Here is a 12,374-nt window from a genome sequence, read left to right as displayed (position 1 = left end):
AAGAGGCGGCCCGCAGGCCGCCAAAGACTCAATCCCTCAATGGCAGTGAACATTGAGGAAGCAGTGGCAACGCAATGATGAAGACTTATCCTTTGACGCCTCCCGCCGTGAGGCCGCTGACCAGCCAGCGCTGGGCCAGCAGGAACACCAGCGTAATCGGGATGGCTGAGAGCACCGCCGCTGCGGCAAAGTCACCCCACAGGTAGTTCTGTGGATTGAGATACTGCTGCATGCCGACCGCCAGCGTGTAGCTGTTAACATCGCGCAACAGCAGCGAGGCGACCGGCACTTCGGTGACCGCAGCGATAAAGGCGAGGATAAAAACCACCGCCAGAATCGGCACCGACAACGGTAACAACACCAGACGGAAAGCCTGCCACGGCGTCGCACCGTCCAGCGCTGCGGCTTCCTCCAGTGAGCCGTCAATGGTTTCGAAATAGCCTTTGATGGTCCAGACGTGCAGCGCAATACCGCCGAGGTAGGCAAAGATCACGCCGCCGTGGGTATTCAGACCAATAAACGGCAGATACTGGCCCAGTCGATCAAACAACGCGTATAACGCGACCAGCGACAGCACCGCCGGGAACATCTGGAAGATCAGCATCGCTTTCAGCAGGCTGGCGCGTCCTGCAAAACGCATGCGCGCAAAGGCATAGGCGCAGGTGGTGGAGAGCGTCACAATGCCAAGTGCGCTGATCGCCGCAATTTTTATCGAGTTCCACAACCACAGCAGCACCGGAAAGGGCGGTGGCGTCACGCTGCCATCGGCATGGGTAATACTCAAACCGAGCGCCAGCCGCCAGTGTTCCCACGACACCTGGTCCGGAATCAGGCTGCCGGTGGCGAAGTTACCGGCACGCAGTGAGATTGCCAGCACCATCATCAGCGGGAAAAGTATCGCCGCGATAAAGCCCAGCAGCAGCAGATGCGTCAGCAACAGGCGCAGCTTCTGCGATTTAGGTTGCACCATAGCCATAACGTCTCCTTAGTCGAATTTCATCCGCACAGCTTTCAGGTTAATCACCGCCAGCGCACCCACCAGCAGGAAGATCAGGGTGGCAATTGCCGCTGCCAGACCAAAGTCCTGACCGCCGCCGCCTTCAAACGCGATACGCCAGGTGTAATTCACCAGCAGGTCGGTGTAGCCCGCCGGGGTGGTGGTACCGATCCGGTCAGGACCGCCATTGGTCAGCAGTTGTACCAGCACGAAGTTATTAAAATTGAAGGCGAAGCTGGCGATCATCAGTGGCATCAACGGTTTCAGCAGCAGCGGCAGGGTAATGAGAAAGAAGTTCTGCAACGGCCCGGCACCGTCCATCGCGGAAGCCTCATAAAGATCATCAGGGATCGCTTTCAATAACCCCATGCACAAAATCATCATGTAGGGGTAGCCCAGCCAGGTGTTGACGATCACCAGCATGGAGCGAGCCAGCAAAGGATCGCTGAACCACGCCGGTTGCAACCCGAATAGCGCTTTCAGCATCACGTTGATCTCACCAAAACTCTGGTTGAATAATCCTTTGAAGATCAGGATCGAGATAAACGCGGGCACCGCGTAGGGCAGGATCAACAGCACGCGATAGATAGCTTTGCCTTTTAGCGCCTCCCACTGCACCAGGCAGGCCAGCACCATACCCACCGCCACCGTGAGCACCACCGTCAGCAGCGAAAAAATCAGCGTCCAGCCGAATATCGCCAGGAACGGTTTCTGAATACCTGCGTCGGTAAACACGCGGATAAAGTTTTTCCAGCCGGTATTCACCGTAAAGCCGGGACTGAGCTTTTCACTGCCCCAGCTGCCATCGGCATTGCTGGTCTGATAAAAGCCACTCGCGCCGTTCGCCCGGTAAAGCACGCCGCTTTGTTGATTTTTCAACTCCCCGTCGCTACCCAGCAGATAAAGCGGACGCGTGCCGGAAAACTGGCGTAAAGAACTCATCACCAGCTGACGTCCATCGGGCAGTTCGGCATGAATCTGGCTCAATGCCTGGCGATGGGTGGTGATGACCCTGAGCATCGCACGTTCACCGCCAGGCACCGGGGCACTGGTCAGTTTGAGCGTCTGCTCACCGCCAAAAGAGAAGGGCGATGAGACGAATGTCTGCCCGTTCTCCCCATCGGTTAACACCAGCTGCCAGCGTTCACCCGCCGAAAACAGCGAGAAATTTAACCCCGCACCATCCTGATATTGTCGGCTGAGCAACACCTGCTGCGCCCGTTCCAGCGTCAGCTGGTTGGTGCTGCTGTAGTTGGTGAAGGCAATAGCGACGGTACAGGCCAGCGGGAACAACACAAACAACGTCATCCCGGCAATGCCGGGGTACACATAGCGCCAGGCATACGCGCGGCGATTGGCATAAATCCAGATGCCGACCGCGCTGATAATCAACGTGACCAGCGCAAACAGGTACTCACCCTGGGCATACATCAGCACCAGAAGGTAGCCGACCAGCAGACAGCAGATCCCGACGAGAAGGCCCTTCAGCACTGCGCTTTGCCATCCCGATTGCGGTTTTCCTGACATGATTCGGTTTTCCTTAACAGCCAGTGACGAGCCGGATCATTCCGGCTCTGGTAGTGGGAATTACTTGGTAAGACGGGCTTTGGCATCTTTTAATGCGGCGTCCACCGTCTGGCGACCACTCAGGGCGTTGAGCGTTGCCGTACGCATGGCATACCAGAAGGCCGCCATTTGTGGGATGTTAGGCATAATGTCGCCGTTCTGGGCGTTGCTCATGGTGGCGGCAATACGCGGATCTTTCTCCAGCTGCTGCTGGAAGGATTTGAGGGCGACGGCACCGAGCGGCTTGTCTTTATTGACCGCATCCAGACCGGCATCGGTCAGCAGGTAGTTTTCCAGGAATTCCTTCGCCAGTTCTTTATTCGGGCTGGCGGCGTTAATACCGGCGCTCAGTACCCCCACAAAGGCTTTTGACGGTTTACCCTTCAGGGTTGGCAACAGCGTGATGCCATAGTTGATGCCGCTTTTATCGATATTGCTCCACGCCCAGGGACCGTTAATGGTCATGGCCGTCTGGCCTTTATTGAACGCGGCTTCGGCGATGGAGTAATCGGTATCGGCATTCAGGGTTTTGGCTTTGACCTGATCCACCAGGAACTGCAACCCGGCTTTGGCACCGGGATTATCAACGCCAACGTCTTTCACGTTGTAGTGACCATCGGCGTATTTAAAGGCATAAGCACCGCCAGCGGCCAGCAGCGGCCAGGTGAAGTAGGGTTCCTGCAAGTTGAACATGATGGCGCTTTTACCCTGCTTACGCATTTTCTGGTCGAGCGCGGCGATCGCTTCCCAGGTTTTCGGCGGCTCTGGCAGCAGGTCTTTGTTATAAATCAGTGACAGAGCTTCAACCGAGATGGGATAACCAATCAGCTTGCCGTTAAAGCGCACCGCGTCCCAGGTAAACGGGAAGATTTTCTCCTGGAAATTCTTGTCCGGGTTAATCTCGGCCAGCAGTCCTGATTCGGCATAGCCGCCAAAGCGGTCGTGCGCCCAGAAGATGATGTCCGGGCCATCGCCGGTTGCCGCCACCTGCGGATATTTTTCTTCCATCTTGTCGGGATGTTCGACGGTCACCTTAATACCGGTTTCCTGTTCAAACTTTTTGCCGACTTCAGCCAGGCCGTTATAGCCTTTATCGCCGTTGATCCAGATGACCAGTTTTCCTTCTTCGATCTTTGCCATCGCCGAGGCCGAAAATAGCACGGCGGTAAGGGCGGATAAGGCCAGAATGCGTGCACCGGTATTCATCGTCATAACTCCATCCTGTTAGCAGAAACGGTAATCTTGTCGTTTCATTTTGTTTGTCTCCGCCAACTTCTCATCCTCCTGCGATCTACGCCTGCCAGCCGCTTGCTGTGATCTGTGTTGCAAAACATGCCCGTTATCACGGTCTGGCGCACAAAACTGTCAGCTCCGGTTTGTATTGCCGGTCACAAAAATGGCCTATACCCCATGCTACGGCGGCCTGCCTGCCTGATCTCCTCCTCCCGTCTCCTCCCCCATAAATCAGCCCGGTGCGGAGGATGTTGCCTGTCACGTCCATGCCCATAGTGGTCGTCGGGGTCTGTCCGCCGTTTCGTGGACAAGGATTAGCACGTTGAGAGGAATAAGCATCATGGCGAGCGTCACGTTACGCAATGTCACCAAAGCCTGGGGTGATACCGAGGTGTCGAAAGATATCAACCTGGAGATCGGCGAAGGGGAGTTTGTGGTGTTTGTCGGCCCGTCAGGCTGTGGTAAATCCACGCTGTTGCGCATGATCGCCGGGCTGGAAACCATCACCCGGGGCGAATTGCACATTGGCGATCAACTCATGAATGAGGTGCCCCCCGCCGAACGCGGCGTCGGGATGGTGTTTCAGTCTTATGCGCTCTATCCCCATCTTTCCGTCGCGGAGAATATGTCTTTCGGTCTGAAACTGGCCGGAGTGAAAAAGGCGGAAATCACGCAGCGGGTGAACCAGGTCGCCGAGGTGTTGCAACTGGCGCACCTGCTCGATCGCCGCCCGAAAGCGCTTTCCGGTGGTCAGCGTCAGCGCGTGGCGATTGGCCGCACGCTGGTGGCGGAACCGCGGGTGTTTTTGCTGGATGAGCCGCTCTCCAACCTTGACGCTGCGTTACGCGTGCAGATGCGCATTGAAATTTCCCGTCTGCATAAGCGACTGAAACGCACCATGATTTACGTCACGCACGATCAAATCGAAGCGATGACGCTGGCCGATAAGATTGTGGTGCTGGATGCCGGGCGCGTGGCGCAAGTCGGCAAGCCACTCGAACTTTATCACTATCCCGCCAACCGCTTTGTTGCCGGTTTTATCGGCTCGCCAAAGATGAATTTCCTGCCCGTCAAAGTGACTGCCACCGCCATTGAGCAGGTGCAGGTACGCCTGCCCAACGATCAACTGGTGTGGCTGCCGGTGGACAGCGCGGGCGTGCAGGTGGGCAGCAACATGTCGTTAGGCATCCGTCCCGAACATCTGATTTCCAGTGAGATCGCCGATGTCACCCTCGAAGGTGAGGTGCAGGTCGTCGAGCAACTGGGTTTTGAAACGCAAATTCACATCCAAATTCCCGCCATTCGTCAGAACCTGGTTTACCGCCAGGAGGACGTAGTGCTGGTAGAAGAGGGCGCCCTGATGGGCATTGGTCTGCCGCCTGAGCGTTGTCACCTGTTCCGTGAGGACGGGAGCGCCTGTCGCAGGTTGCATCAGGAGCCTGGTGTTTAGCCCCGTAAAAACAAGAAAAGCAATGACCTCAGGAGATAAAACATGTTAACTCTGCGCAAACTTCCCCTCGCGGTTGCCATCGCGGCGGGTACGCTTTCAGCCCCGTCTATGGCGGTCGATTTTACCGGCTATGCCCGTTCCGGCATCGGCTGGACCGGCAGTGGCGGTGAACAACAATGTTTTCAGGCAACCGGTGCGCAAAGCAAATACCGTCTGGGAAACGAATGCGAAACCTATGCTGAACTGAAACTGGGCCAGGAAGTGTGGAAGGAGGGCGATAAGAGCTTCTACTTCGATACTAACGTGGCTTACTCGGTTTCTCAGCAGAACGACTGGGAAGCGACTTCCCCGGCTTTCCGTGAAGCCAACGTCAAAGGTAAGAACCTGATTGATGCCCTGCCAGGTGCCACCATGTGGGCGGGTAAACGCTTCTATCAGCGCCATGACGTCCATATGATTGACTTCTACTACTGGGATATCTCCGGTCCGGGTGCTGGCCTGGAAGATGTCGACCTCGGTTTCGGTAAACTTTCCTTCGCCGCGACACGTTCGTCAGAATCAGGCGGTTCTTACGCCTTCTCCAGCGATCAGACGCGTGATTACGCCACGGCCACCGCCAACGATGTGTTTGATGTGCGCCTTGCTGGCCTGCAAACCAACCCGAACGGGGTGCTGGAGCTGGGTGTCGATTACGGGCGTGCCAACGAACGTGATGGCTACCATCTGGAAGACGGCGCATCCCGAGATGGCTGGATGTTCACCGCCGAACACACGCAGAGCATGCTGAAAGGCTACAACAAGTTTGTGCTGCAATATGCCACCGACGCCATGACTTCGCAGGGCAAGGGCATTCCGCAAGGCACCAACATCAATAACAACGGCAACATGTACCGTATCCTTGACCACGGGGCGATCTCGCTGGCAGACGACTGGGACCTGATGTACGTCGCCATGTATCAGAATGTCGACCTCGACAATGATCGTGGTACCGAGTGGTACACCGTTGGGGTGCGCCCGATGTACAAATGGACGCCGATCATGAGCACGCTGCTGGAAGTGGGCTACGACAACGTCAAGTCACAACAGGCGAAAGAGCGCAACGGCCAGTACAAAATCACCCTTGCCCAGCAGTGGCAGGCTGGCGACAGCATCTGGTCACGCCCGGCGCTGCGTCTGTTCGCGACTTACGCCAAATGGGATGAGAAATGGGGCTACACCAAAGATTCCTCGGGTGATCTCACTTCCTTTGCGTCTGCCGATAGCACCGGCAACGGCATCTTAACCAACAGTCGCGGTAATAACGACGAGTGGACGTTTGGTGCACAGATGGAGATCTGGTGGTAAGCCAGTCTTGCATCAACTCTGAATAATGTCTCTTCGGCAGCGGCGGCCATTGCCTGGTTTACGCCGCTGCCTGACACCCCGTGAAGGTCAATACTATGAAAATGACAAAAACATTTACCGCGCTCTGCCTGAGTGCTGCGCTGCTGGTGGGTACAACCTTGCCAGCACAGGCTGAAATCACCCTGGTGCCACAGGATCTCTCGGCGGCCCCCACTTTCCCGGCAGGCAGCCTGCAACAGCTGAGCTGGACGCCGCTGGATGCCTCTCGCAAACAGGTCACCCGTCTGACTGACAGCAGCCCACAGTTAACGGCCAGCGGCGTGACCGGTGCGGTGGCGGCCTATAGCCTGCCCGCCAATATCGGTGAGCTGACGGTGACGTTAAGCAGTGAAGTGAAGAATAATCAGGTGTTTGCCCCTAACGTTTTGGTGCTGGATGAAAACCTGCGTCCAGCGGCCTGGTTTCCGAGCCAGTTTTTTACTTATCAGGAACCGGGTGTGATGACCCCTGATCGACTGGAAGGGGTAATGAAACTGACGCCAGTGCCAGGACAGCAAAAGATCTATTTGCTGGTGTTTACCACCGAAAAAGATCTGACGCAAACCACTACGCTACTGGATCCCGCCAAGGCCTATGCCAAAGGGACCAGCAACGCTATTCCCGACATTCCGGATCCTGTTGCGCGACATAGCCGCGAAGGTGAGCTGAAAGTGCAGGTGAAAACCAATTCAGGATCCTCGATTCTCGTCGGTCCTCTGTTTGGATCCTCCGGCCCGGCTCCGGTGACGATTGGCAGCACTCAACCCGTAGCACCGGCTCCAGCGCCAGCGGTTGCGGCACCACCACCTGCGGCAAAGCATGAGCCGATCATGGATGATACCGAGAGTTACTTTAATCAGCGCATCCAGCAGGCCGTGAAACAGGGCAATATCGACAAGGCACTGAAGCTGCTTGATGAGGCCGAACGTCTGGGATCCACCACCGCACGGCCCACTTTTATCAGCAGTGTTAAAGGCAAGGGGTGATGCAACCCCGGCAATGCTGAGTTGCCCCACCTGGTGCGCTACGGCGCACCTTTTTTATGTCCCCAGTTGGTCGTCGCGGTGCGATGTACGGGATTGCGCAATAAATTGCGCCACTACGGATCGAACTCCGCGGTGAATCATCGCACCGGGTTGTAGCGGCGCGATGTACGACATTGCGCAATAAATTGCGCCGCTACGGATTGAACGCGGTGGTGAATCATCGCACCGGGTTGTAGCGGCGCGATTTATCGCGCGGGGTTAGGTAGTTAACGTCGCTGGTCAATATCTGCCAGCAGGGCGTTGATATGTGGGTCACGGAATAAGGCTTCCAGCGTGACGCGCAGCTTGCGTCGCCAGTTGGGATATTGATTGGTGGTGCCTGGGACATTCACCGGCGAGGCCATATCCAGCCAGTCTTCCGGCTGTAATCCCAGCAACGCGCTGTTGCTGTCAGCGAGAAAACGATGCATCGCCCGATTTAATGTTTTACTCATCGTCACAGGATGTTTGCTTGCTGGCAGATACCCAGCCCGTTGCAGGGTGCGTAGCAGCGCCTGTTTAGCCGCGAGGCGATCCTGATGCAGGCCAGCCAGAATGACCTTGTCGGGGTACAGCCCCAGCTGACTGCCTGACGTCAAATCGTCACTTTGCCACCAGCCACGCAGCGTGGGCATATCGTGAGTAGTAGCGACGGCCATCGCCTGACGCATCCATTGCTGCGCTGGACGAAACGCTTGCGGTGACGTTTGCTCGAAAAACAGCACCTTGTAAGAATAAACTCCGGCGTCGCGCAGTTTCCCGACAATGGCTGCGGGTACGGTACCCAGATCTTCACCGATCACCATACAGCGATGGCGCTGGCTTTCCAGCGCCAGAATCGCCAGCAGATCATCGATAGGATAATGAACGTAGGCCCCCTGCGCTGCGCTGCCATCCTGCGGAATCCACCACAGGCGCAACAAGGCCATCACATGGTCAATGCGCAATGCCCCACAATCACGCATGTTGGCTCGCAACAGGGCGATCCATGGGGCATAGGCGCGATCCTGCATCACCTGGGGATCCATCGGTGGCAATCCCCAGTTTTGACCCAACGGACCCAGGATATCCGGGGGCGCACCTACGCTGGCCTGCAAACAATACAGTTCGCGATCGCTCCAGGTTTCTGCGCCCCCCTGAGCCACACCGACGGCCAGATCACGATACAGCCCGATGGGCATCTGCTGCTGCTGGCATTGCTGCCAGCATGCGGCGAACTGTCCCTCAGCCAGCCATTGCAGCCAAAGGTAAAAATGGACCTCGTGACTGTTTTCGATGGTGAAGGCGCGCACCGCCGCGTTGTCGGGATGCTGCAAGGCATCTGGCCATTGCTGCCAGCCATAACGCGCGCCATCCTGCGCCATCTGCTCAGCATGCAGCGCATCATAAACGCCCTGATGCCACAGACTTTCTCCTCCGGCGGTGATAAATGCCTCAAAAGCTTTCACCTGCGGATCACTGACCGCGCGCTGCCGGAACTGCCGCCATGCCAGACGCAGAGCCGTCAGTTTCAATGTGGTGACGGCACGATAGTCAACCCATGCCGTGGCGCGTGCCGCCTGTAAGTCCTGCTGTGTCTGCTCCGAATGCCACCAGCATTGTGCTTCCAGGCTGTGGATAAAATCCTGCACCGCGGAGACATCGATATAAATAATGTTGAGCCAGCGGCGTGATGAGGGGCTGTAAGGGCTGGCGCTTTCGGGGGTGGCGGGAAACAGGGCATGCAGCGGATTCAGCCCAATAAAGGCACCGCCGCGCTCGCCGACCTCGCGCAACATCTGTTTGAGGTCGCCAAAATCACCGATGCCCCAGTTCTGTTCCGATTTCAGGGTATAGAGCTGCACACAACAACCCCACAGCGACTCGCCCTTCAGCAGTGGCTCAGGTTCGTAGCAACGTGACGGTGTCACGATAAGCGTGCAGGACTCACTGGCTTCGCCTGCGTTTACGCGCAACTGGTGATAGCCCTCTGGCAAAGGCGGCAGTGGCAGGGGCTGACTGGCGGCACATTGTCCTGCCCATTGTTGTCCGCTCTCACTTTGCAATTGCCATTCAACCGGGCTGGCGCATGCGGGGGATAACAGCAGCGGCTCACCGTGGCGGAAAACTTTCACGGCTGGCAGGAGGGATAACGTGGAGGAAACGGGTTTGAGTACCGCCAGCAAACGCTGGCGGGTCAGGGTAGAGATAGTTTGTGACTGGCCATGGGCATCAATGTAATCCAGGGCGATAAGATTTTGTGGTTTCATCGTGCTGCCTGCCAGATACGTTGCTGGTAGTCGCGGATGGAACGATCGGAACTGAACATGCCACAGCGCGCTGTATTGAGGATCGCTGCTCGCGTCCACGCGTCCTGGTCAGCCCACAACGCTTCCGCCTGCTCCTGCGCTTGCAGATAGTGGCGAAAGTCTGCCAGCACCAGATAAGGGTCGCCGCCCTGTGGACCGAGGCTGTGCAGCAGCTCGGTAAACGCGTGTGTATCGCCATCGCTAAAGGTGCCGTCTTCCAGTGCGGTTAACACCCGGTCAAGCTGTTGATCTTTTTTGCGCCAGACAGCAGGTGCGTATCCCCCGGTTTTTAATGCGTTAACCTGTTCAACCGTGTGACCAAAGATAAAGATATTTTCGCTCCCGACCTGTTCCGCAATCTCCACGTTCGCGCCGTCGAGCGTGCCGATGGTCAGCGCACCGTTCAGTGCCAGTTTCATATTTCCGGTACCGGACGCTTCTTTCCCGGCGGTGGAAATCTGTTCTGAGAGGTCCGCCGCCGGAATCAACCGTTCAGCCACCGAAATGTTGTAGTCAGGGATGAAGACTACCTTCAGGCGATCGCCCACCCGTGGGTCGTTATTGACGATATGCGCCACTTTGTTGATGGCGTAGATGATGTTCTTCGCCAGCACATAACCGGGTGCCGCTTTGGCACCAAACAGCACCACGCGCGGGGTGAGATTGGCCTGCGGATCGCTGACCAGGGTCTGCCACAAGGCAATGATGTGCAGCAAAGTCAGATGCTGTCGTTTGTATTCGTGCAGCCGTTTGATCTGCACATCAAACATCGCCTCCGGGTTGATGACGATGCCGGTGCGCGCGCCAATCCAGCGCGTCAATTCGGCTTTATTCCGTTGTTTGATGGCGCGGTACTGAGCGCGAAATGCTGCATCATCAGCAAACGGGGCTAACCCCTGCAAGGCATCAAGGTTGTTGACCCACGGCTGGTGCAGGGTAGCGCTAATCAGGGCCGCCAGTGCCGGGTTGCATTGGTTAATCCAGCGGCGCGGCGTTACGCCATTGGTGACGTTATGAAACTTCTCCGGCCACAGCGTGTGATATTCAGGAAAGAGATCGTCCACCACCAGTTGTGAATGCATCGCGGCAACGCCATTCACCGCAAAACCCCCGACCACGCACAGATTCGCCATGCGTAGTTGGTTGTTGTGCACCAGCGCCAGTTTTGCCCACACCGCCTCATTACCCGGCCAATGGGCTTCAACCTGCTTTTTCAACTGCGCATTCAGGGTGTTGATGATCATCATATGCCGTGGCAGCAGGGCGCGTACCATGCGCACATCCCACCGCTCCAGCGCTTCCGGCATCAGCGTGTGGTTGGTGTAGGCGAAGGTACGACGGGTGATGTCCCACGCCTGTTCCCAGCTCATTTGATGTTCATCCAGCAGCAGACGCATCAGTTCGGGAATCGCCAGCGTCGGATGGGTGTCGTTCAGCTGAATCACTTCGTAATCAGGCAGCGTGGCGATGGTGCGTCCTGCCTGATGATGACGGCGCAGAATATCCGCCACCGAGCAGGCACACTGAAAATATTGCTGCATCAGACGCAGCTTTTTACCCGCCTGATGGTTGTCATTGGGGTAGAGCACCTTAGTGAGTTTCTCAGCTGTGATGCCCTGCTGTTCAGCACGCAAAAAATCACCGTCGTTGAAACGTTGCAGATCGAACGGTTCAGCATGTTTTGCCTGCCACAGACGCAGGGGCTGAGTGACGCCGTTCTGGTAACCCACCACGGGCAGGTCCCAGGCTTCACCTTGCAGGTAAATCGCCGGTTCCCAGCGCGGTACGCCGTTTTCGGTGATGACTTTTCCTCCCATCAATACCGGTACCGTCAGGGCAGCGTTATGGTTAAACCACGGGTAGCTGTCGCGTTGCCAGTCATCCGGTTGCTCATACTGCTTGCCATCGACAAAGCGCTGGCGGAACAAACCGTACTGATAATTCAGGCCATAACCGGTTGCCGGTTGCCCAACGGTGGCCATTGAATCGAGGAAGCAGGCCGCCAGGCGACCCAGTCCGCCATTGCCCAGCGCCGGATCGGTTTCACATTCCAGCACCGTACTGAGCGAGATATCCCATTGTTTCAGCGCATCATTAACCGCGTCATACCAGCCCAGATTGAGCAAATTGTTGCCAGTCAGCCGACCAATCAAAAACTCCATAGAGATGTAGTTAACGTGGCGCTGTGCTTTGCTGGCGGGCTGAGCCGGGAGGTTCGCCAGCATCTCAGCCAGCGCACCGCTCAGGGCTTGCCACCATTGCTGCTGCGTCATGTCGCGTGCATCACGCAGGCCAAAACGTTGCCACTGTCGTGTCAGGGCGTCGGTAAAACGTGGGTGATCAAATTGTTGGGTCATAGCCGGGTTTGTCCTGTAAGTCATCAGTGAAAATATGCGAATCAGTTTGCCCGTGTGACCCGGCGTGCTCCTCCT

General features: G+C 56.8%; 8 protein-coding genes. 3 read left to right on the top strand and 5 right to left on the bottom strand.

The window, feature by feature from the left end:
- Positions 1-85 precede the first annotated feature (85 nt).
- From malG to malE, 3 genes are read right to left on the bottom strand one after another with little or no spacing between them, the layout of a single operon-like run.
- Positions 86-976: a maltose ABC transporter permease MalG gene (gene malG / locus CUN67_RS22405; protein WP_208717661.1), complete on the bottom strand. Its 891-nt coding sequence runs from the start codon at positions 974-976 to the stop codon at positions 86-88.
- Between the two features lie 9 nt (positions 977-985).
- Positions 986-2,524 carry a maltose ABC transporter permease MalF gene (malF, locus tag CUN67_RS22400; RefSeq protein WP_208717660.1) on the bottom strand — a complete coding sequence of 513 codons (1,539 nt, stop codon included), beginning with the start codon at positions 2,522-2,524 and terminating at the stop codon, positions 986-988.
- Between the two features lie 60 nt (positions 2,525-2,584).
- Positions 2,585-3,775, bottom strand: coding sequence for a maltose/maltodextrin ABC transporter substrate-binding protein MalE (gene malE, locus CUN67_RS22395; protein ID WP_208717659.1), 1,191 nt, complete (start codon positions 3,773-3,775; stop codon positions 2,585-2,587).
- A gap of 361 nt (positions 3,776-4,136) precedes the next feature.
- Here malE and malK point away from each other — a divergent pair, with 361 nt between their 5' ends.
- From malK to malM, 3 genes are all read left to right on the top strand, one after another.
- Positions 4,137-5,246, top strand: coding sequence for a maltose/maltodextrin ABC transporter ATP-binding protein MalK (gene malK, locus CUN67_RS22390; protein WP_208717658.1), 1,110 nt, complete (start codon positions 4,137-4,139; stop codon positions 5,244-5,246).
- A gap of 42 nt (positions 5,247-5,288) precedes the next feature.
- Positions 5,289-6,590 (top strand): maltoporin, encoded by a 1,302-nt coding sequence (locus CUN67_RS22385; protein ID WP_208717657.1) that lies wholly within the window; start codon positions 5,289-5,291, stop codon positions 6,588-6,590.
- Between the two features lie 95 nt (positions 6,591-6,685).
- Positions 6,686-7,615 (top strand): maltose operon protein MalM, encoded by a 930-nt coding sequence (gene malM / locus CUN67_RS22380; protein ID WP_208717656.1) that lies wholly within the window; start codon positions 6,686-6,688, stop codon positions 7,613-7,615.
- 266 nt (positions 7,616-7,881) lie between these two features.
- On the opposite strand, the gene malQ is transcribed toward malM, so the two are convergent.
- Together malQ and malP are read right to left on the bottom strand one after the other, a co-directional pair.
- Positions 7,882-9,903: a 4-alpha-glucanotransferase gene (gene malQ / locus CUN67_RS22375; protein ID WP_208717655.1), complete on the bottom strand. Its 2,022-nt coding sequence runs from the start codon at positions 9,901-9,903 to the stop codon at positions 7,882-7,884.
- A complete protein-coding gene (gene malP / locus CUN67_RS22370) occupies positions 9,900-12,299 on the bottom strand; it encodes a maltodextrin phosphorylase (protein WP_208717654.1) in 2,400 nt (799 codons plus the stop codon). Before malP ends, malQ begins: the two co-directional genes overlap by 4 nt.
- Positions 12,300-12,374: the final 75 nt, after the last annotated feature.

It is taken from the genome of Pantoea cypripedii, from assembly GCF_011395035.1.
In the GTDB taxonomy this organism is placed as follows: Bacteria; Pseudomonadota; Gammaproteobacteria; order Enterobacterales; family Enterobacteriaceae; genus Pantoea; species Pantoea cypripedii_A.
Note: the sequence above shows the minus strand (reverse complement) of the source record. Positions and strands in the feature narration are given on the sequence as shown.

Bases quoted from the DNA above. Each gene is read 5' to 3' on its own strand.
- CUN67_RS22385 (WP_208717657.1), top strand. From the start codon at position 5,289: ATGTTAACTCTGCGCAAACTTCCCCTCGCGGTTGCCATCGCGGCGGGT.
- malP (WP_208717654.1), bottom strand. From the start codon at position 12,299: ATGACCCAACAATTTGATCACCCACGTTTTACCGACGCCCTGACACGA.
- malE (WP_208717659.1), bottom strand. From the start codon at position 3,775: ATGACGATGAATACCGGTGCACGCATTCTGGCCTTATCCGCCCTTACC.
- malG (WP_208717661.1), bottom strand. From the start codon at position 976: ATGGCTATGGTGCAACCTAAATCGCAGAAGCTGCGCCTGTTGCTGACG.
- malK (WP_208717658.1), top strand. From the start codon at position 4,137: ATGGCGAGCGTCACGTTACGCAATGTCACCAAAGCCTGGGGTGATACC.
- malF (WP_208717660.1), bottom strand. From the start codon at position 2,524: ATGTCAGGAAAACCGCAATCGGGATGGCAAAGCGCAGTGCTGAAGGGC.
- malQ (WP_208717655.1), bottom strand. From the start codon at position 9,903: ATGAAACCACAAAATCTTATCGCCCTGGATTACATTGATGCCCATGGC.
- malM (WP_208717656.1), top strand. From the start codon at position 6,686: ATGAAAATGACAAAAACATTTACCGCGCTCTGCCTGAGTGCTGCGCTG.